Annotated in this window: 18 protein-coding genes; 9 read left to right on the forward strand and 9 right to left on the reverse strand. The window is 70.1% G+C overall.

From position 1 onward, the window contains the following. Positions 1-112 precede the first annotated feature (112 nt). Positions 113-826, reverse strand: a complete 714-nt coding sequence (locus ACFTE1_RS22240) for a response regulator transcription factor (RefSeq protein WP_380619292.1) — start codon at positions 824-826, stop codon at positions 113-115. A 282-nt stretch (positions 827-1,108) separates the two neighbouring features. Between ACFTE1_RS22240 and ACFTE1_RS22245 the strand changes: the two genes are divergently transcribed. The 4 genes from ACFTE1_RS22245 (at position 1,109) to ACFTE1_RS22260 (ending at position 5,104) form a co-directional block, all read left to right on the forward strand. Then, the gene (locus tag ACFTE1_RS22245; RefSeq protein WP_380619290.1) at positions 1,109-2,662 is read left to right on the forward strand and encodes a hypothetical protein; all 1,554 of its coding nucleotides are present in this window, start codon (positions 1,109-1,111) and stop codon (positions 2,660-2,662) included. Positions 2,663-2,681: 19 nt separating this feature from the next. Next, positions 2,682-3,425 carry an LmeA family phospholipid-binding protein gene (locus ACFTE1_RS22250; RefSeq protein WP_380619288.1) on the forward strand — a complete coding sequence of 248 codons (744 nt, stop codon included), beginning with the start codon at positions 2,682-2,684 and terminating at the stop codon, positions 3,423-3,425. 484 nt (positions 3,426-3,909) lie between these two features. After that, positions 3,910-4,758, forward strand: a complete 849-nt coding sequence (locus tag ACFTE1_RS22255; protein ID WP_380619286.1) for a sulfurtransferase — start codon at positions 3,910-3,912, stop codon at positions 4,756-4,758. Between the two features lie 22 nt (positions 4,759-4,780). Then, a complete protein-coding gene (locus ACFTE1_RS22260) occupies positions 4,781-5,104 on the forward strand; it encodes a DUF1416 domain-containing protein (RefSeq protein ID WP_380619284.1) in 324 nt (107 codons plus the stop codon). A gap of 113 nt (positions 5,105-5,217) precedes the next feature. On the opposite strand, the gene ACFTE1_RS22265 is transcribed toward ACFTE1_RS22260, so the two are convergent. The 5 genes from ACFTE1_RS22265 to ACFTE1_RS22285 form a co-directional block, all read right to left on the reverse strand. After that, the gene (locus tag ACFTE1_RS22265) at positions 5,218-6,708 is read right to left on the reverse strand and encodes a penicillin-binding transpeptidase domain-containing protein (RefSeq protein ID WP_380619282.1); all 1,491 of its coding nucleotides are present in this window, start codon (positions 6,706-6,708) and stop codon (positions 5,218-5,220) included. Beyond that, positions 6,705-8,516 (reverse strand): FtsW/RodA/SpoVE family cell cycle protein, encoded by a 1,812-nt coding sequence (locus ACFTE1_RS22270; RefSeq protein WP_380619280.1) that lies wholly within the window; start codon positions 8,514-8,516, stop codon positions 6,705-6,707. Before ACFTE1_RS22270 ends, ACFTE1_RS22265 begins: the two co-directional genes overlap by 4 nt. A 224-nt stretch (positions 8,517-8,740) precedes the next feature. Then, positions 8,741-10,039, reverse strand: coding sequence for a PP2C family protein-serine/threonine phosphatase (locus ACFTE1_RS22275; RefSeq protein WP_380619278.1), 1,299 nt, complete (start codon positions 10,037-10,039; stop codon positions 8,741-8,743). A 32-nt stretch (positions 10,040-10,071) separates the two neighbouring features. Beyond that, positions 10,072-10,560 carry an FHA domain-containing protein FhaB/FipA gene (locus ACFTE1_RS22280; RefSeq protein WP_380619276.1) on the reverse strand — a complete coding sequence of 163 codons (489 nt, stop codon included), beginning with the start codon at positions 10,558-10,560 and terminating at the stop codon, positions 10,072-10,074. Positions 10,561-10,885: 325 nt separating this feature from the next. Beyond that, positions 10,886-11,605, reverse strand: coding sequence for an FhaA domain-containing protein (locus ACFTE1_RS22285; RefSeq protein ID WP_380619274.1), 720 nt, complete (start codon positions 11,603-11,605; stop codon positions 10,886-10,888). Positions 11,606-12,150: 545 nt separating this feature from the next. Here ACFTE1_RS22285 and ACFTE1_RS22290 point away from each other — a divergent pair. Next, a complete protein-coding gene (locus tag ACFTE1_RS22290) occupies positions 12,151-12,483 on the forward strand; it encodes a hypothetical protein (RefSeq protein WP_380619272.1) in 333 nt (110 codons plus the stop codon). 238 nt (positions 12,484-12,721) lie between these two features. On the opposite strand, the gene hisC is transcribed toward ACFTE1_RS22290, so the two are convergent. Together hisC and ACFTE1_RS22300 are read right to left on the reverse strand one after the other, a co-directional pair. Continuing rightward, a complete protein-coding gene (gene hisC / locus ACFTE1_RS22295) occupies positions 12,722-13,786 on the reverse strand; it encodes a histidinol-phosphate transaminase (RefSeq protein WP_380619270.1) in 1,065 nt (354 codons plus the stop codon). Positions 13,787-13,800: 14 nt separating this feature from the next. Next, entirely contained in the window at positions 13,801-14,715 is a 915-nt protein-coding gene (locus ACFTE1_RS22300) for an RDD family protein (RefSeq protein WP_380619268.1), read from the reverse strand. A gap of 918 nt (positions 14,716-15,633) precedes the next feature. On the opposite strand from ACFTE1_RS22300, the gene ACFTE1_RS22305 reads away from it, so the two are divergent. From ACFTE1_RS22305 to ACFTE1_RS22315, 3 genes are all read left to right on the forward strand, one after another. Beyond that, entirely contained in the window at positions 15,634-16,173 is a 540-nt protein-coding gene (locus tag ACFTE1_RS22305) for a DUF4190 domain-containing protein (RefSeq protein ID WP_380619266.1), read from the forward strand. A 95-nt stretch (positions 16,174-16,268) separates the two neighbouring features. After that, positions 16,269-16,826 (forward strand): DUF4190 domain-containing protein, encoded by a 558-nt coding sequence (locus ACFTE1_RS22310; RefSeq protein WP_380619264.1) that lies wholly within the window; start codon positions 16,269-16,271, stop codon positions 16,824-16,826. Positions 16,827-16,927: 101 nt separating this feature from the next. After that, positions 16,928-17,212 carry a DUF4190 domain-containing protein gene (locus ACFTE1_RS22315; RefSeq protein WP_380619262.1) on the forward strand — a complete coding sequence of 95 codons (285 nt, stop codon included), beginning with the start codon at positions 16,928-16,930 and terminating at the stop codon, positions 17,210-17,212. A 381-nt stretch (positions 17,213-17,593) separates the two neighbouring features. On the opposite strand, the gene ACFTE1_RS22320 is transcribed toward ACFTE1_RS22315, so the two are convergent. After that, positions 17,594-18,493 carry an aminoglycoside phosphotransferase family protein gene (locus ACFTE1_RS22320; protein WP_380619260.1) on the reverse strand — a complete coding sequence of 300 codons (900 nt, stop codon included), beginning with the start codon at positions 18,491-18,493 and terminating at the stop codon, positions 17,594-17,596. Positions 18,494-18,636: 143 nt separating this feature from the next. On the opposite strand from ACFTE1_RS22320, the gene ACFTE1_RS22325 reads away from it, so the two are divergent. Then, the gene (locus ACFTE1_RS22325) at positions 18,637-18,906 is read left to right on the forward strand and encodes a hypothetical protein (protein WP_380619258.1); all 270 of its coding nucleotides are present in this window, start codon (positions 18,637-18,639) and stop codon (positions 18,904-18,906) included. Positions 18,907-18,912: the final 6 nt, after the last annotated feature.

An 18,912-nucleotide genomic window follows, 5' to 3' on the forward strand; every position in this document is an offset into this window, starting at 1 on the left:
CCACGTCCGGACGGAGGCCGGCCGGCGAAGCCGGATCCGGCGTCACCGCCGGCGACCGACCGGCCCGCCCAGACCCAGGCCGGCCGGCGCGGAGACCCGCGACCGCCCCGGCCTAGACGAGAGAGTGCTTCGGCGATGACGACTTGTCCGTCGAAGGCGGCAGGACGAAGCGGTAGCCGACCTGGCGGACCGTGCCGATCAGCGCCTCGTGCTCCGAGCCGAGCTTCGCCCGCAGGCGTCGGATGTGCACGTCCACCGTCCGGGTGCCCCCGTAGTAGTCGTAGCCCCAGACCTCGCGCAGCAGCTGCTCGCGGCTGAAGACCCGTCCCGGATGCTCGGCCAGGTAGCGCAGCAGCTCGAACTCCTTGTACGTCAGGTCGAGCGGCTGGCCCTTGATCTTGCACGAGTACATGTCCGGGTCGATGACCAGGTCGCCGACCTTGATCATGTCGGCGCTGTCGAGCTTCTCGCTCTCGCGGCGCCCCACGGCCAGGCGCAGGCGCGCCTCCACCTCGGCCGGGCCGGCCCCGGAGAGCAGGAAGTCGTCCACCTGCCAGTCCGGCTGGATCGTGATGAGCCCCGACTCGTTGATGACGAGCATGACCGGCACGCTGACCCCGGTGGTGCGCAGCATCCGGCAGGTCGAGCGCGCGTCGGCGAGGTCCTCGCGCGCGTCCACGGCGATGACGTCCGGCGCGGGTCCCTCCAGCAGGGAGCGCGCGTCGCGCGGCAGGTAGCGGACGTGGTGGGGGAGCAGGGTGATCGAGGGCAGGATGTTCTCGGGGAACTGGGGCACCGGATAGTCGGTGAGAATGAGAATTTCCACAGGCGGCCTCCGAATGTGGCAGGCGGGTTTCGCTGGTGACCTGGACTCTCGCGGCCTCGCGTCGGCGGCGCGGAGTCGGTAATCCCGGCGTCATCGGCGGGCGGTCGCGACTGCGGTAGGTGAAATCCCTATAAATTGTAGCCGATATTCCGGCGGACGGTTGAACGCGCCACATACCGCGTCCACCGGCGCCGCGGTTCCCGTCCCCCACATCGGGGTACGGCCCTCGACGCGGGCGCGCAGCGCCGAGCCTCCCGGAGGCGATCGTCTAGGCTTGGATCCGTGGGCAGACACTCTTCAGGCAATTGGGACTCCTACGGCTGGGAGCCGGCCGACCCCCGGAGTGGCCGGCACGACGACCCCCGAGACGACGACGGCTGGAACCGTTCGCGCGCCTCGGAGACGCCGTCGGGGGAATGGGGAAGCTCGTACGGGACCGAGGCCCAGTCGGGCGGGTGGGGCGGCCCCTACGGCGCCGAGCGGCACTCCGACCCCTGGGGCGGCTCACACGGGCCCGAAACGCCGTCCGGCCCCCCGGGGAGCGCCCCCGGGTCCGCGAGCGGCTCCGACGCCTGGGGAGCCTCCTACGGCGAACCGTCCGGACGCCACAGCGGCTCCCACGTCTCGGCCGACGGCTGGAACAGGTCCGCCGCCGAGCCCCGGCCGGACTCCGGTTCCTTCGCCGCCCCCTACGGCACCGACCCCCGCCCGGACTCCTTCGGCACCGGCGCGTCGACAGAGCCCACCGGCGCCGGTGCGAATCCCTACGACACGGGCGCACAGGCCGCCCCGTGGCCGGCCCCGGCGGCCGACGGCCCCCGGACCGCGTCCTTCGTCCCCAGGCCCTCGCCCTCCCCCGAGGAGATCGCCGCCGAACCGCCGGCCTGGGGCCTCGAACGGCCCGACCCGGCCCGGCGCCCCGCGGTCACCGTCACCCCCGCCGAGGAGAACCTCGCGGAGACCGAGGCCGAACCCGAGCCGGACCTTCTTGCGGAACGGGCCCCCGACCACACCAACCCGCCGCCCACGCCGCCCTGGTACCAGCGCGTCCCCCCGATCCTCCTGATCATCGGCCTCACCGGCGGACTCGTCATCGGCTCCCAGACCGAGCGCTGGGCGTACGCCGCCGGCATCGGCCTCGCCCAGGCGGCCGCCGTCGTGTGCCTGACCTGGGTGCGCGGCCTGACGAGCCCCTGGTCGGTCTGGATCTCCGCGGGGGCGGGGCTCCTCGCGGGCAACGCCTTCGCCGTCGAGTGGCCGCAGCCCTCGATCAGCCCGCTCCTCGGCGCGCTCGCGCTCGCCGCCCAGCTGTCGCTGATCGTCCACCTGTTGAACCCGAAGCGCGGCAACACCGTCGACGCGATGGGAACGGCGTCCCTGGCGGCGGTCCTGGTCTTCGGCTACTCCTGTTTCATAGTCCTGTCGCGACTGGGCGCGGCCCCGCCGGCCGTCTACGCCTCCCTCATCGCCGGCGGTTGCGCCCTGCTGACCGCCCGCGCCGTCGACTTCGCCCTGCCCGACCCGCGCGTCAACCGCCAGATCCCCCGGGGGGCCTTCGGCGTCGTGCTGGGCACCATGTGCGGCACGGCCGCGGCCGCCTACGCCGGCATGGTCATCGAAGGGCCCGAACCGCAGAGCGCCGCCATCGGGGGGCTCTTGGTCTCACTGACCGCGATCCTCGCCGACACGGCGGTAGCCTATATAGTCGCGTCCAGGCGCATCGACGGCGACGGCGGAGCGCCGTGGCCGGTGACCGGAATGGCGGGCCCCCTCTTCGCCTTCGCCATGACCGGGCCCGTCGTCTACCTCCTCAGCGCCTACTACATCGTCACCTGACCCGTACGGAGAGAACACCATGTCGACTATCGTGCGCCGCATCCTCATAGGCCTCCTCATCCTCGGAATCGTCCTCGTGCTGGGCGACCGGGTCGCGGCCAACCTGGCGCAGGACGAGATCGCCGACAGCGTGGCCCAGCGGGCCGAGGAGTCCGGCGCGTGGTCCAGCGACCGCGTCGACGTCCAGATCCACGGCTTCCCCTTCCTGACCCAGGTCGTCGACGGCGACATGGAGCGCATCGACATCGACCTCTCCAGCGTCTCCTACAGCTCCCTGACGTTCGACTCCTTCGACATCACCGCCGAGGGCGTGGAGGGCGACCCCGCCGAGCTGATGAAGGGGACCGGCGAGATCACCGCGCGCGACCTGCGCGGCACCGCGGTCATCGGGCTCGACGACCTGTCCGCCCTCGTCCCCGGCGACCACGAGGTCGAGTTCCACCGCGAGGACGGCGGCCTGGCCGCCGACATCACCACCGACGTCTTCGGCACCGAGCTGACGCTCTCGACCGACGTCGCCATCGCCGTGTCCGACGGCGCCATCGACTTCCAGGCCGGAGAGCTGGACACCAAGGAGGGCACGATGCCCGACGGCGCCGAGACGCTCATCGCGGGCCTGGCCTCCTTCCTCGACGTCCGGGTGCCGATCCCCGAGCTGCCCTACGGCCTGCGGCTGGAGGACGTCTCCGTCGGCTCGGACGGCCTGCGGCTGACCGCGGTCGGCGAGGACACCGTGCTGCGCTCCGCCGCCGAGCCGGCCTGATCGCGAAGCCGCCATCCACATGGCGGGAACGTCCATGGCGGTCCCGGGAAGGGTCTGTTATGGTTTGGACCATGCGCTCGCCTTTGCTGACGAGGCGGCGTGCGATCGACTTCTGTTACATCGCCGCCACCCTGTGTCGAATGATTTAGGCGACTGGCACTCGGCCAGTCGCCGGATGACGGCCTGCCCTCCGCCGAGAGCGGAGCGCCCTTTACCTGAGAGGGCGCGGGCAGCGGCTCAACGACGACACAGAAGTAAGGGCGCCTCAAACGATTCACCGGACTCCCTTTTCACGGGAGACGTGTATCCGCCTCCTTTCCGGCTCTCGCCGGCTGAACCCTCTTCGTTGCCGCCGTGGCGCTCACGCAGGTCCAGGCACTCTCTCCGACCTCCCGCGGCCCGACCCCGGAGCAGGACCGGAGCCCCAATCCACCGCCAGACATCACCGGATCTGAACATACATGCACTTAGGAGTGGAAATACAATGGCACGTGAAGACGTACTGGTCACCGCCGACTGGGCCGAAGAGAACCTCGACACCGACGGAATCGTCTTCGTCGAGGTCGACGAGGACACCGCCGCCTACGCCACCGGCCACATCAAGGGCGCGGTCAAACTCGACTGGAAGGAGGACCTGCAGGACCAGGTCCGCCGCGACTTCGTCGACGCCGAGCAGTTCTCCAAGCTGCTGTCCGAGCGCGGCATCGCCAACGACGACACCGTCGTCCTTTACGGCGGCAACAACAACTGGTTCGCGGCCTACGCCTACTGGTACTTCAAGCTGTACGGCCACCAGGACGTCCGCCTCCTGGACGGCGGCCGCAAGAAGTGGGAGCTGGACGCCCGCGAGCTCGTGACCGACCTGCCCGAGCGCCCCGCCACCGAGTACACCGCCAAGCAGCCCGACACCTCCATCCGCGCCTTCCGCGACGACGTCGTGGACGCCATCGGCGCCCAGAACCTGGTCGACGTGCGCTCCCCCGACGAGTACGCCGGACGCCTGCTCGCCCCGGCCCACCTGCCCCAGGAGCAGTCGCAGCGCGCCGGCCACGTGCCGACCGCCATCAGCGTCCCGTGGAGCCAGGCGGCCAACGAGGACGGCACCTTCAAGTCCAACGAGCAGCTCGCCGACCTCTACAAGGCCGCGGGACTGGACGACTCCAAGGACATCATCGCCTACTGCCGCATCGGCGAGCGCTCCAGCCACACCTGGTTCGCGCTCAAGGAGCTGCTGGGCTTCGAGAACGTCAAGAACTACGACGGCTCCTGGACCGAGTACGGTTCGCTGGTCGGCGTCCCGGTCGCCCTCGGCGACGAGCCGGGCGAGAAGTAAGCAGCAGAGAAAGGACCTTCACATGGCCATCGCACAGACTCCGGGCTGCGCCGCCCCCGCGCAGGGCACCGCTCTGCCCGCGTCCATCGACCTGGACACCGAGACCGTCATCACCGGCATCGTCGTCAACGGCGAGGGCGCCGAGGTCGACGGCGCGTACGTCCGCCTGCTGGACTCCTCGGGCGAGTTCACCGCCGAGGTCGTGACCGCCGGGGGCGGACAGTTCCGCTTCTTCGCCGCGCCCGGCGCCTGGACCCTCCGGACCCTGTCCCGCTACGGCGACTCGACCGACGAGGTCGAGGTCGCCACCGGGCTCCACGAGTACAAGCTGGAGGTGAGCCGCTAGGACGCGATCGGCACGTTAGGTATTGTTCGCCGAAGGCCCCGACCGCGATGGTCGGGGCCTTCGGTATTGCTTGCGGGCCTTCTCTTCGGTGCTCTCGCGCCGAGGGGAAGAGGTCAGGCCTCGGACGGGTTGTTCAGCACCTGGGACATGATCTTCCCGGCGATGGCCGTGGCGTTACTCGAGCCGCCCTGCCCGTATTCGGGGAGGAAGACCGCCACGGCGACGTCCGGCGAGTCGGAGTCCGAACCACCCCAGCCGATGAACCAGCCGTGGTCCGGCAGCGGGTCGCCCTTCTTGTCGGTGTGCTCGGCCGTCCCGGTCTTGCCGCCGGTGGTGAACCCGTCGACGTAGGCGTTGGATCCGGTGCCGTTGGCGCCGGTGACGACTTCTTCCATGATCTTCTTGAGCTCGTCGGCGGTGTCGCTGGAGAAGGCGCGGCCGGCCTTCTCGTCGTCGAAGCGGTGGATGGTCTCGTTCTCGGCGTTGGTGATCGTGTCCAGCATGCGCGGGTCCATGCGGATCCCGTCGTTGGCGACCGTCGAGGCGATGACCGCGTTCTGCAGGGTGCTGGCCGACACCGTGTTCTGGCCGATGCAGGCCTGCGCGCGGATGCCCTTGTCCTCGAGTTTCTCGACGCCGCCGGTGGTGGACGCCCAAAGGCTGCTGATGGGGGTCGAGAACTTCTCTTCGAAGCCCAGCTCGGCTGCCATATCGGCGATGTCCCGCGGGGAGAGCTCCTCGTTGCAGATCTGGGAGAAGGTCGTGTTGCAGGAGCGCGCGAAGGCCTCCTTGAGCGGCAGTTCCGACTCCGCGCACTGGTCGGCGGCGTTGGTGATGGGCTGGCCCGCCCCCGGCGGCTCGTAGCGGTTGCCAGCCGGAACCATGGAGTCGGCGTCGCCGAGGCCCTTCTCGATGTAGGCGGCGGCGACGACGGTCTTGAAGGTGGAGCCCGGCGGGGCGAACTCGTTGATCGCGTGGTCCAGCATCGGGTTGGATTCGAGGCCGTTGAGCCGGTCGTACTCCGCGCCAGCCGCTTCCGTGTCGAGTGACGACACCAGGCCGGGGTCCCAGCCCGGCACGGAGACCTGCGCGAGGATCCGGCCGGTGGAAGGCTCGATGGCGACGGCGGAGCCCTCGTCGGCCACCTCCGCGATGGCGTCGTAGGCGGTCCTCTGCGCCTCGGGGTCGATCGAGGTGAGGACGTTGCCGTAGGTCTGTTCCCCACCCTTGAGCGAGGCGAGGATCTTGTCGGAGAGGAAGAGGTCGGCCGAGCCGTCCAGGTACTCACTGGCGGCGCACTCGAGGTGGTTGGCGCCGTAGCTGATCGAGGCGTACCCGGTGACGTTGCCGAAGTACTCGCCCTGCGGGTAGTCGCGGTAGTACCGGGAGCCGGCCTCGTTCTCCGACTCCTCGAAGACGGCGATCGGCTCCTCCCCGGCGAGGATCGAACCGCGCATGCGGTCGAAGTCCTCGGACTTGATGTTGCACCAGGAGTCGTCCTCCTGGACATAGGCCTCGAAGAACTGGACGCGGTTGACCTGGATGAACAGGGCCGCGAACAAGACTATGCAGACTATCGCGGTGCGGCGTAGGGCCGGGTTCACGGGAGGTCCCTCCGATCGGAGTCCTGCGGACGGCGGCCCTGGGCGGGCGGGGGCTGCTGCCGCGGCGGATGAGTGTGGTCGGGTCCGGGGCCCTGCGACGAGGGCGGTTGGCCGTGCCGGACGGAACCGGGTCGGCCGGCGACCTGGCCGTACTGGCCGGATCCGGGCTGAGTCGGATGCTGCTGCGAGGGGGACTGGACCGGCGGGGCGCCGGGGGCGTTCCGGGTCGGCGGGGACTGCACGGAGGGCTGCCCGGTCTGGCCGCGCAGGGTGGAAAGGTCCACCATCTCGGTGGCCTGGCGCTCGGCCGCGGCCGCCTCGGCGGCCTCGCGGGCCCGCTTCTCGGCCGCCTGCTGCTCGAGGAACTCCTTGGGAGCGGCGACCTTCTGCAGGCCCTGGTTGCCGTGGTGCGGTTTGCGGCCCTCGTGGGAGATCTTCACCAGCAGGCCCACGAGGATCCAGGTCGCGAGGATCGAGGAGCCGCCCGCGGCGAGGAACGGCATGGCCGCGCCGGTCATGGGGATGAGCGCCGTGGCGCCGCCGACGACGACGAAGACCTGGAAGGCGATGAGGAAGGACAGCCCCGAGGCCAGCAGCTTCCCGAAGTTGTCGCGCACCAGGACCGAGGCCTTGAAGCCGCGCGAGATCAGCAGGAAGTACATCAGCAGCAGGGCGGTGACCGCCATGAGGCCCAGTTCGTGGCTGAGCGCGGGGAAGATGAAGTCGGACTCCGCCAGCGGGATCGCGTTCGGCTTGCCCGCGCCGGGGCCCGTGCCGAGCAGTCCGCCGTCGACCATGCTGTCGAGCGCCTTGACCAGCTGGAAGCCGATCGAGTCGCGCCACTCCGGGTTGTAGGGGTCGAGGAAGACCTTGACGCGCTGCTGGAGGTGGGCGAAGAACGGGTAGATGGCCACGCACGCCCCGGCGAAGGACAGCAGGCCGATCGCCAGCCACGAGAACCGGCGCGTGGCCATGTAGAGCATGGCCAGGAAGGCCGCGAAGATCATCAGTGACTGGCCCAGGGCCGCCTCGAAGACCATGACGAACACCGAGGTGGCCAGGACTGCCATGATGGGCACGAGGTCCTGGACGCGGGGGAACTGGAGGCCCAGGAAGCGCCGTCCGGCCAGGGTGAGGACGTCGCGCTTGGCCACCAGGTAGTGGGAGAAGAAGATGATCAGGCCGATATTGCCGAACTCGCTGGGCTGGATGGAGATCGGCCCGATGCGGATCCACAGCTTCGCGCCGCCGGCGTAGGAGATCGAGGCCGGCAGCAGGGCCGGGAGGATGATGCCCACCAGCGAGACCGCCGCGATGAGGTAGCTGAACTTCTTCAGGTCGCGGTGGTCCTTGAGGAACGCCATGATCACCGCGAAGGCGATCACGCCCACGAAGGTGTACATGAGCTGGCGCCCGCCGGTCCCCGCGAACATGCCCGCGTCGAAGTCGATGGCGTACTGCGGGTCCATGGTGACCTGGAGGCGGCGGATGAAGACGATGCCGATGCCGGAGAAGAACGTCGCTACGGGGATGAAGACCGGGTCGGCGTACGGCGCCCACTTGCGCGCAGCGGTCCACGCGATGAGGCCCGCCAGGATCGTCATAGCGGGGATGGTCACCGCGTTGAGCGTGACCGACCCGCCCAGGTTCTGGTCGATGACGGCCTGGAGCCCCACCAGGGCGAGGCCGGCGACGAGGAGCATGCCGAGGGAGGCGGCGTCGTCGCGCCGCATTCCCGATTCGGGAACCGGGGTCGGCTCGCTTGGCTCGGTCGCCGTGGCGACGGCCGAGAACGATGGGGACTTCATAAGCTCACTCCTGGATGTCCCCGAACTGGTCGGGGTGCGCCGGGAAGGTCGGGGTTCCAGGCTACCCAATGGCGTCGCCCGCACTCCAAAGGGAGACAGGCCTAGTAAGCCTCGCTGCAGTGTCCGGCCGCACCCCGGTCGGGCGTCAGGCCCGGCATCGGGGCGGTGCCGCGGAGGCGGGGACGGGAGGGGCCGTCGAACGCGAACAGGGGTTCTTCGCCGGGTCAGGACGTCCGGCAGTCGCCGGAGACCGCCTGCGCCTCCTCCTGCGTCGCGTCGCACAGCGGCAGCAGGTGGGAGTTGTCGTCGGAGGGGTCGGTGTACTTCTCCAGGTCGGCCAGGCCCTGGTCGTAGGAGTCGGTCGGCAGGCCCTCCTCGAGCCTGCCGCGCAGGCCCTCCTCCGCGTCGGCGGCCGGGCGGTCGGACTCGACCTCCAGCCAGGAGGCCTTGACGCCCATGATCTCCACCGGGTAGCCCCGGTAGAGGCTGATGTTCTCGTGCTCGCTGACGCCCAGGTAGTACTGGGTGCGCAGCCACAGCAGGCCGCCGGTCGTCAGGAGGGCCAGGACCACCAGCGAGGTGATGACCGTGCGCCACACCCGGGACTTCTTGCGCCGGGGCGGCTTCTCCCCGTCGCCGTCCTCCTCCGAGGACTCGCCTTCCTCGCTCTCCGCGCCCTCGGCCGGCAGCTCCACGGTGTCGCCCTTCCCCTTCGCTCCCACGCGGGGGAGGGCGGCGGTGTCGGAGTTCGCCATGACGAGGTCGTTGGCGGCGCCGTCGACGATCATCGCGGTGTTGCCCTCGCCCTCGGCGACCACGTCGGCCACCAGGACGCTCACATTGTCCGGCGCTCCGGCGTCGATCGCGGCCTGGGTGAGGGTCTGGACGACCTCTTCGGGCGTCTCGGCGGACCGCATGACCTCGGCGATCCGGTCGTCCGAGACCGGGCCCGACAGGCCGTCGGAGCACAGCAGGAGGCGGTCGCCCTCGCGGGCGGCCAGGGTCTGGAAGGCCGGGTCCACCTCGGGGGCGCCCAGCGCGCGCAGGATAAGCGAGCGCTGCGGGTGGGTCTCGGCCTCTTCGGGCGTGATGCGGCCCTCGTTTATCAGCAGCTGGACGTAGGAGTCGTCCATGGTCAGCTGCTCGAACTCGTCGCCGCGCAGGCGGTAGGCGCGGGAGTCGCCGATGTGCACCAGGTGGAACCAGGCGCCGTCGAACCACAGGGCGGTCAGGGTCGTGCCCATGCCCTCCTTGGCCGGGTCCTTGTCGACCACCTGGCGGATCCGCGAGTTCGCCTCGCCCACGGTGTCGGCCAGCTCGTCGGCCACCGACTCCTCCGGGGGCGGGCGGTCGACGCCGCGCATCGTGTTGATGACGATGGCGCTCGCGAGGTCGCCGGCTGCCATGCCCCCCATCCCGTCGGCCACCGCGATGAGGTGCGGGCCGGCGTAGACGGAGTCCTGGTTACCCTTGCGGACCACCCCGCGGTCGGACACGGCCGCGTAGCGCAGACTCAAAGCCATCGATTATCTACCGCCTGAAAAGAACAGTTGCGTCACGGCCGGAGCTCGAACGAAGAGCGCCCAATCCGGATTGGAACCCCGATGGGCACCGGGGTCGGCCGTGTGACTTTCTCGCGCCCCAGATAGGTCCCGTTCGTGGAACCGAGGTCCTCCACCATCCACTGCCCTTCCACGGGCGCGATGCGGGCGTGGTGGCTGGACGCGAAATCGTCGTTGATCACAATAGTAGAGTCCCGCGCCCGGCCGATGGAAATCGGCTGGCCCGTGAGCGGAAAGCGCTGTCCTGCCAGGGCACCCGTCGTGACGACCAGCCACTGGGCGACGGCCGGGGTCTTGGAGCGCTTCTGCTTCTGCTTGCCGGACCCACCCGGGGCGGCGCCGGACGCGCCCACCGGAGCGGTCGCGGGACGGCGCTGCAGCAGGAGGTCCTTGGTGACCGTGCGGACGGCGAGGAACACGAAGAGCCACAGCAGGGCGAGGAAGCCGAACCGCGCCACGGTCTGCACTATCGCTTCAGGCATGGAGGACTCCTGCTTCAGACGGCGATTCCATTACACACACGGTACCCGCTCCCGGCTCTGGTGTGGCCGGAGAGTGGGCTTTGCCCACAGGGGAGTCACGCCCGCCTCCGCGCCGGAGGGCGGGACCGGATCCGGGCGGGATCCGCCGCCGTTCTCCCATCAGGGCGGCGCCGGACGGCCCTGCCGCGGGCGCGCCGCGTCGTGAACGCCCTCGTACGCGCACGGCGAAGCCGTGCTGTGGGACCTCGATGACACCGTCGTGCACACGCCCTCGTCAGCGCACGGCGAAGCCCCGGCGCGGAGCCGGGGCCGCAAAGTCTTCGGGTTACGCGACCTGCAGGGTCAGGGAGGTGGTGCCCAACTGCACCACGTCGCCCGGCTGCATGGACACCGTCGTGATCCGCTGGCCGTTGACCAGGGTCCCGTTGGTGGAACCGAGATCGCTCACCGAGACCTGGCGGCCGTCGAAGTCCACCCGCGCGTGTTGGCGCGAGATGCCAACGTCGGGCAGTCGGATCTGGGCCTGCTCTCCGCGGCCGATCACGGTCGAGCCGTGGGCGACGGTGAACTGGCGGCCGTCCCCGGCCACGAGCACCGGTCCGGACGGGGCCGCCGGCTGGCCGCCGTAGCCTCCGCCCATGTCGCCGCCCATGCCCTGGTCGGCGCCGTCATTGAGCGCCGCGACCTCGGCGGTGACGCGGAACATGCCCGAGTCGAGGCCCTCTCCCCGCTCGATCTCCACGATGACGTCGCCGTAGACGGTCCAGCCGTTCTCGCCGATGAACTCGGCCTGGGACTGGGCCAGCTCCTGGGCGAGTGCCGCCGCGTAGGGGGCGAGGCGGTCGTGGTCCGGCGCCGAGAGGTCGATGACATAGCGGTTGGGCACCAGGACTCGGTCCCCGGCGAGGACCGCCTTGTGGGACTCGGCCTCGCGCTGCATCGCGCTGGCGATCTCGACAGGGTGCACAACGCCCTTGAACATCTTGTTGAAGGTGCCCTCGAAAAGGCCTTCCAGTTGTCTCTCCAAGCGCTGCAATACGCTCACCGGGTTCCTCCTTGCTCAACGGCCTCATCGAAGGCCGATCACGATCTATAGTACCGAGCCGTGCCGAGACGAGGGGACCTCCGACCCGGAAATTACCTCACAAACCGGCCGGTACGGGTGGTTCTCACACCCGCGGTGACGGCTGTCGGGGGTTGTGCCGCTCGCCGGATCCGGTTCCCTCGGCGTCCGTTTCCACCAGGGTAAACGGTGCCCGCTCGGAAAGTTCCGGGAAGTCGCGCGCCGACGCGGGGACCATGGCGTTCGCCATGCGGTGACGCCCGTCGCCCCCGGGTCGGCCTCACCTGCATTTAACCGAGTGGCCCATTTACACTCCCCCGATCGATGGCGTAAGGTGACTTGAGCGACTATCGCGACGCCTAGGGAAGATTTTCCCGAACGGCTGTACAAAGGGAGTTCCGCCACAAACGGGGGAGACACGCTCCCGGCCCTGTCCTACGGGTCCCAGGTGTGGTTCCATGTCCCCACCGCGATCGTCGCGGATCAAAAGAGGTATTTCATTTATGTTGAGAAATCGCAGCGTCCCCATGCGACGCAGGGCGGGCACCTCGGTCCGCCAGCTCGCCGAGCAGGCAGGCATCATCAACTCGATCGCCTTCACCCGCTTGGCGGCGCCCCGGCGGCCCAGGGCCGCCACGGCCCCGGCGCGCACCTCCCGGACCGCCATGGTCCAGGGCCTGGCCACCGCGCTCCACGTGCGTACCCCCGTCATGTACCTGAAGGCCGGCATGGGCACGCCGCGGGGGCAGAAGGACGCCCCCAAGGCCATCGCCTGCGATAAGCGCCTGACCGCCAAGCAGCGCCAGACGCTCACCGAGATCTACGAGTCCTTCGTCCACGAGAACGCGCGGGGCAGGTAGCTCCGCCCCTGCTCCCGGCGCGTCCCGCCGGGAGAGGCGGCAAAACGTGAACGATAACCGAATACGGGAGGCCCGCCGTTCCCGCGGCGGGCCTTGCGGCGCCGGATTCCGAGGAGTCCGGCGCCATTGTCATTTCCCGGGGCGGTTCCCCGGCATTGGCGAATTCTGAGGTGAGAGAGGGCCGCCGGGCGATCCCGGCGGCCCTCTCCCCGCGGCTTTCTCGCGCTCTGGCGGCGGCTCAGCCCTTGAACGTGGCGAGCGCGCGCAGGAACTTGTCGTTCTCCTCGGGCAGGCCGATGGTCACTCGGACGCCGTCGCCGGCGAAGGGGCGCACGACCACGCCGTTCTCGGCGCAGTGGGCGGCGAACGGGGCCGCGTCGTCGCCGAGGGGCAGCCACACGAAGTTCGCCTCGGTGTGCGGGACGCCGGCGACGATCTCGCGGGCGGCCTCGGCCACGCGGGCGCGCTCGGCGACGGTGGCCGCGGCGCGCTCGAGCATGGCGTCCTCGGCCTTCAGAGCGGTGACGGCCGCGACCTGGGCGAGCATGTTGACCGAGAAGGGCGTGATGCACTTGGAGATGGTCGTGACGACCTCCTCGGACCCGATCAGGTAGCCGGCGCGCAGGCCGGCCAGGCCCCAGGCCTTGGAGAACGTCCGGGCCACCACGACGTTCGGGCGGTCGCCGTAGCGCTCCAGCGCGTCGGGAACGTCGTCGTCGGTCACGAACTCGCGGTAGGCCTCGTCGAAGACGATGAGGGTGCGCGGGTCTATGGAGTCGACGAACTCGTCCAGCTCCTCGGCGCGGCAGACCTGCCCGGTCGGGTTGTTCGGGTTGCAGACGAGCACGGCCTTCGTGTTCACCGTGACGGCCTTGGCCATGGCGCCCAGGTCGTGGCGGTGGTCCTCGGTGTTGGGCACCTGGACGCTCTTAACGCCGGCGACGGCCGAGAGGATCGGGTAGGCCTCGAACGAACGCCACGAGTAGACGACCTCGGCGCCCGGCTCCGCCACGGACTGGAGCAGGTGCTGCAGCATGCCGACCGAGCCGGCTCCGGTGGCCACTCGCGAGGGGGCGACCCCGAGGCGCTCGGCGATGGCCTCGCGCAGGGCGACGACGCCCATGTCCGGGTACCGGTGCGAGTTCGCGGCGGCCTCGGCGACGGCCTCGGCCACGCCCGGCAACGGCCCGAAGGGGACCTCGTTGCTGGAGAGCTTGACGGCGTCGGGGAGGCTCTTTCCGGGCACGTAGGCCGGGATGGCCTCCAGGTCGGCGCGGAGGGAGGGTGACGTTGTCTCGTTCAAAATCGCTCCTAGCGTTAGTCGGACGCCCCGGGGGCGTCCCGCGAACCGCTCCCCTGGTCGGAGGGCGGGCCGGCGGTGGTCGAGCGCGTCTCGTCGGCGACGGACACGACGATCGTGGCAGGCGACTTGTCGTGCAGGCACTGCCGGAAGGGCCGGTCGGTCAGGCACCAGATCCCGTCCAGGATCCACACTATCGCCCCGTAGGGGAAACAGACCAGCGGCAGGGCGCTGTAGGACCAGCGCACGATGTGGCGGCCCCAGCCCGGCTGGTTGGGGACGAGCGAGGCGACCTTGATCTTGAAGACGCGTTTGCCCAGGGTCTGGCCGCTGTTGAGGGTGGCGGGGACCTCGTAGGCGAACCAGAGTCCGACGGTGATCAGGAGGATGGCGGTGACCAGCCCGGTCACGTCGGGCAGCTCGACGGAGAACGGGTCGCCGCCGGAGGCCATGACCCGCTCCATCTCGCGGGCGGCCGGGACGAGGTCCTTGCCCAGCAGGTAGAGCAGGTAGGAGTTGAAGACGAGCGAGAGGAGGCCGACGGCGACGGCGTCGACGACGCGGGCTCCGATGCGGGCGCCGGGCGTGGCCAGGCGCCGCCCGTCGAGGAGGCGTTTGACGTCGCCGCGGTGCATCCATCCGACGAGCGTGCCGAGGGAGCGCAGTTCGACCCCGTCCTTCGGCGGGTACATCCCCGGCTTCTTGGGGATGATCTCCGGCGGGCGGACGATGCCGCCGGCGTCGCCTCGGGGCGAGGGCGTCTCGGCGGCGGGCCGCGGGGCCGGCTCGGGTTCGGGGTCGAGCGGCTCGGGGCGCTCGGGCGGCTCCTCGTCGGCGGGGACGGGTTTGCCCACCCATGCGGAGCCGTCCCAGTAGCGCTGGGTGCCCGGCTCAGCGGGGTCCGGATACCATCCGGGTTCAATCGCACTCATCGCTCCCCATTCTGCCAGGGGAGGGGGACCTCTAGAGGCCCGGATCGGGACGGCGGCGACGGAGGCGACCTTGTGCGCGCGGTTGCGGAGCACCTGCGGTGGCAGGTGCCACGGCCGCTTAGAGGCGACCCTGCGCGCGGTCGCGGAGTCGCTGGAGTGCCAGAGGGACGGTCCGTTCGCGGCGGCTTAGCGCGTGGTCGCGGGGCGGCGCCGACCCCGTACGGGCAGAGTGGTGGAGCGCGAGCTCGGTCGGGTGTGGAGCGCTCGGTGCCCGACTGTCGGTCGTGGATGGGACGGTCGTCCACAGGGGTGGCGGAGAGGCCGGTCATCGGCGCTCGCGCTAGTCCGGCGTCCGCTGTGCGCGCGGGAATGTGATGACTATCTCCCTATCGCGATGGGGCCGTGGGAATGGCGGAATGGGAGGGGAAGGCACTCGCCTCGGGCAGTGGGGGAATTCTCGGGGCGCAACGGAGAATTGTTTCGGACGTACATACGGCCCAACCGGTTACGTGATCTCGGTTGGGCCGCACATGCGTTATTTTTTTCGCTTCACATCCGTACCGAGTTACCAAGCGTGAGTCTCTATTATCACGGCCTCGCTCCTAGGTGCTCGGCCTGATTTGCCTCCCGACGGCTCTAGTCGCACGTGGGTTCTCGGCGGCTGTGCACGGATCCCTCCGGTCCTTCGGAATCATCTTCCTTGTTCAGGTCCTTTGAAATCCGTAATTCATTTGTACGCCCGTACCGGCGGGTAGTAAAGGGCTTCCCCGAAAGTTTCTCCAAAACGTCCAGGCGCGGGAACGGTCGACATTTCTTACCGGAAAAGGCCTTGCGGACCCCGGCTACGGTGTAGGCGGACCCGTCGGTGAGAATGGTGTGCCCGCCGAGGAGAGAACGAGTCGCATCGAGGAGACCCCCATGAGCAACCCTTCCGGACCGAACGACGATCCCGGCTCGCAGAATCCCCGCGACGACGGTTCGCTGCCTCCCGTGGATCCCGGTGCTTACCAGTACAACCCGACCTCCCCCTATCCGCAGCCGGGCAACCCGGACTCGGTCCCGCCGTCCGGCCCGCCAGCGATGGGCCCGCCTTCCGGGCCTCCCGGCATGGGGCCGCCCGCCGGCCCGCCGATGATGGGGCCGCCGCCGATGGCCCCGTACGGTTACCCGGCACCGCCCTACCCCCAGAACGGACTGGGCTGGGCGGGGCTGACCTGCGGCATCGTGGGGCTCTGTCTGGTGTGGTGGGCCCCGTTCCTGGCCTTCGTCTCCTGGGTGCTCGCCATCCTCGCCATCGTCTTCGGCTCCATCGGCCTGTCCAAGGCCGGCAACGGCCTGGCCACCAACAAGGGTGCGGCCATCACCGGCCTGGTCACCGGCATCCTCACCTTCCTGGCGCCCTGCTTCATAGTCTGGATCGTGGCGGACGCGGCGATCGGCGGGATCTTCGGCCGCTGACGGAGCACCGCCGACCCGGCGGTGCACGGTGTGCGGCGCTCGGCCATCATGGTGAGACCCAGACGTGAAAAGACCACCACTCTCCGGGAGTCCCCATGACCTATCCTCCGCCGCCCGGCCCGCAACACGATCCCTACGGCGCCTATGGGCAGCCGGCGCCCCAGGGCGGGCAACCGCTGCCCGGCGCCTATCCCCCTCCGGCGCAGCCGGGCGGGCAGCCGCAGCCGGGGGCCTATCCTCCCGCACAGCCGGGCGGTTACGCGCCCGCGGCTCAGCCGGGGTACCCGCCGATGCCCGGCCAGAACCCGGCCCCCATGGGCGCCTACGGGCAGCCCATGGCCGTGGGGCAGGCGAAGAACGGCCTGGGCCGCGCCTCGCTCATCCTCGCCCTCCTGGGCTTCGGCCTCCACGCGGCCCTGTTCTTCGCCGCCCTGAACTCGGGCTCCGAGGGGTTGGCGGGAGGCGTTGCGGCCCTCGGGTTCGTCGCTCTCGTCCTCTACATCCTCGCCATCGTGTTCGGCGCGATCGGCGTCTCCCGGGCGGGCAAGGGGATGGCGACGAACAAGGGCACCGCCGTGACGGGCATGGTGCTGGGCATCCTCTTCCTCGTCCTCCCGCTGGTGATCGTCCCGATGGTCGTCAGCACGGTCTGACCTCCTCTCCGGGCGGCCGATCCGCGTGAAACGCCGCCCGGGACGCCTCCGGCGCGCTACGGTCCCCTTGCGAGCGGAACCGGAGCGGGAGGAGGGCGCCCATGGCCTCGAAGCCGAAGGGGTTCGGCATCACGGCGCTCGTGTGCGGCATCGCGGCGCTGGCGCTGTCCTTCGTCCCCGTCATCACCTGGTTCTCGTGGCCGCTCAACATCGTCGCCATCGTCTTCGGCGTGCTCGGCTGGGACCGCGCCAACAAGGGCCTCGCCTCCGGCAAGGGGCCGGCGATCGCCGGGCTGGTGCTGGGGCTGGCGGCCTTCTTCGTCATGTGCGCGCTGTCGACCTGGACGGTGTGGACGAACGAACCCGCCGTGGACGCGGGACCATGAGCCGGTGAAAAAGGAGCGGACCGCCTTTGGTCCGCCCCTTCGCATACGTGCAATCTCAGAGTTAAGCAGAACCGTTGCGGCGCCGGGAAACCGGCCGCCGATAAGGACGTCCGCGACACCTGGAGGGGGCCCGCGCGAGTCCCGGTCCGACGGGCGCCCGCCCGCCGTGGCGGCCTCCTTTACGGAGGCGGACACTCCTCGGAGAAGCCGGGAGCCGGGAGCCGGGAGCCGGGAGCCGGGAGCCGGGAGCCGGGAGCCGGGAGCCGGGAGCCGGGAGCCGGGAGCCGGGAGCCGGGAGCCGGGAGCCGGGAGCCGGGAGCCGGGAGCCGGGAGCCGGGAGCCGGGAGCCGGGAGCCGGGAGCCGGGAGCAGTCCTATGCGCTCACTCCTCGTCGAGAAGCACCTGTTCCAGGGTGTGGCGGCCTATGGCCATCATCCGAGGGTTGTCGGCGGAGTGGGCGACCATGGCGCAGCCCATGTTGAGGGCCCAGCCGCGCGCCCGCTCCCACGTCGCGCCGTCGGCGTGGCCGTGGTCGGCCAGCCGGCGGCGGAAGAGCTCCCGTCCGGCTTCGTCGAAGACCGTCCAGGCGATCGAAAGGTCGGTGGCGGGGTCTCCCGAGGCCAGGTCCCCGAAGTCGATGACGGAGGCCAGTCGCCAGCGGCCGCCCTGTCGGGAGGCGACCAGGTTGGCCGGGTGCGGGTCGCCGTGGATCCACAGGCTCGGGCCGTCCCACGGGGCCGTGTCTCTCAACCGGTTCCACAAGATGCCCAAGACGTCCGAGCCGGGCAGGAGTCCGCTCGCCAGTCGTTCGCGCATCGCGCCGTCCCTGGTGGAGAGCGGAACCCCGCGGACGGGGTTGTGCGGGGCGGACTCCGGCGCGGGCGTGTGCATCTGCGTCATGAAGTCCGCCAGGTCCCCGGCCAGGGAGGACCGGTCGGAAACCGGCACCTCGGAGACGGCCTCGCCGTCGGTCCAGGCGCAGACGCTCCAGGGGTAGGGGTAGTAGTCCGTCGGCCTCCCCTGCCTCAGCGGGGCGGGCACGGCGACGTCGACCCGGGCGCCGATCGCGCCGAGCCAGCGCTGTTCATTGTGGATCAGCTCCGCCGCCTCGATCCGCCGCGGCAGGCGCAGGACCAGATCCTCGCCGAGCCGGAAGACGACGTTGTCCCAGCCGTTGGCGGCCAGGGCCAGCGGCAGCCCGGCCAGGTCCGGATGCTGGTCGGAGAGCAGTCGGCGGGCCAGGCCGGAGTCGACGTCCACGTCGGCGGGAGGAGTTCTCATGCGGTCCTTTGTACACCGCCCGGCGTCCTCCGGTCCAGACAGTCGGATTCCCGACACTTCTATCCCGGATTTCCGCACTCCGGCTTCCGCGCCACGACGATAATCGAGGACTCCCGGTCCCCACATGAGAGGAAGTAGCGTTCATGCGCAAGTCGATCGGCGCGGCCGTCCTGGCGGCGCTCCTCCTCACAGGTCTCGGCGCGCCCGCCGAGGCGCAGACGTCCGCCGTGTCGCGCCCCGGTACGTGGGTCCTCTACAAGTCCTTCTCCGACGAGGGGGACTGCGGGCCGTTCGGAGAGATAGTCGTGCGGGTCAAGGCCCGTTACGACGCCTTCGAATGCACACCGCGCAAGGCGCGCGGGATCGGCCCCTTCACCCAGCTCCACGTCCGCATAAAGGGCAGCGACCGGTAAGCCCGG

This window comes from Salininema proteolyticum (genome assembly GCF_042685645.1).
Classification (GTDB): Bacteria; Actinomycetota; Actinomycetes; order Mycobacteriales; family Micromonosporaceae; genus Salininema; species Salininema proteolyticum.

What these genes read in the sequence shown, in the direction of transcription:
- ACFTE1_RS22250 (WP_380619288.1), top strand. Translation starts at nt 2,682, where the DNA reads ATGTCGACTATCGTGCGCCGCATCCTCATAGGCCTCCTCATCCTCGGA.
- ACFTE1_RS22260 (WP_380619284.1), top strand. Translation starts at nt 4,781, where the DNA reads ATGGCCATCGCACAGACTCCGGGCTGCGCCGCCCCCGCGCAGGGCACC.
- ACFTE1_RS22310 (WP_380619264.1), top strand. Translation starts at nt 16,269, where the DNA reads ATGACCTATCCTCCGCCGCCCGGCCCGCAACACGATCCCTACGGCGCC.
- ACFTE1_RS22270 (WP_380619280.1), bottom strand. Translation starts at nt 8,516, where the DNA reads ATGAAGTCCCCATCGTTCTCGGCCGTCGCCACGGCGACCGAGCCAAGC.
- ACFTE1_RS22255 (WP_380619286.1), top strand. Translation starts at nt 3,910, where the DNA reads ATGGCACGTGAAGACGTACTGGTCACCGCCGACTGGGCCGAAGAGAAC.
- ACFTE1_RS22275 (WP_380619278.1), bottom strand. Translation starts at nt 10,039, where the DNA reads ATGGCTTTGAGTCTGCGCTACGCGGCCGTGTCCGACCGCGGGGTGGTC.
- ACFTE1_RS22315 (WP_380619262.1), top strand. Translation starts at nt 16,928, where the DNA reads ATGGCCTCGAAGCCGAAGGGGTTCGGCATCACGGCGCTCGTGTGCGGC.
- ACFTE1_RS22325 (WP_380619258.1), top strand. Translation starts at nt 18,637, where the DNA reads ATGCGCAAGTCGATCGGCGCGGCCGTCCTGGCGGCGCTCCTCCTCACA.
- ACFTE1_RS22290 (WP_380619272.1), top strand. Translation starts at nt 12,151, where the DNA reads ATGCGACGCAGGGCGGGCACCTCGGTCCGCCAGCTCGCCGAGCAGGCA.
- ACFTE1_RS22305 (WP_380619266.1), top strand. Translation starts at nt 15,634, where the DNA reads ATGAGCAACCCTTCCGGACCGAACGACGATCCCGGCTCGCAGAATCCC.
- ACFTE1_RS22300 (WP_380619268.1), bottom strand. Translation starts at nt 14,715, where the DNA reads ATGAGTGCGATTGAACCCGGATGGTATCCGGACCCCGCTGAGCCGGGC.
- ACFTE1_RS22280 (WP_380619276.1), bottom strand. Translation starts at nt 10,560, where the DNA reads ATGCCTGAAGCGATAGTGCAGACCGTGGCGCGGTTCGGCTTCCTCGCC.
- ACFTE1_RS22320 (WP_380619260.1), bottom strand. Translation starts at nt 18,493, where the DNA reads ATGAGAACTCCTCCCGCCGACGTGGACGTCGACTCCGGCCTGGCCCGC.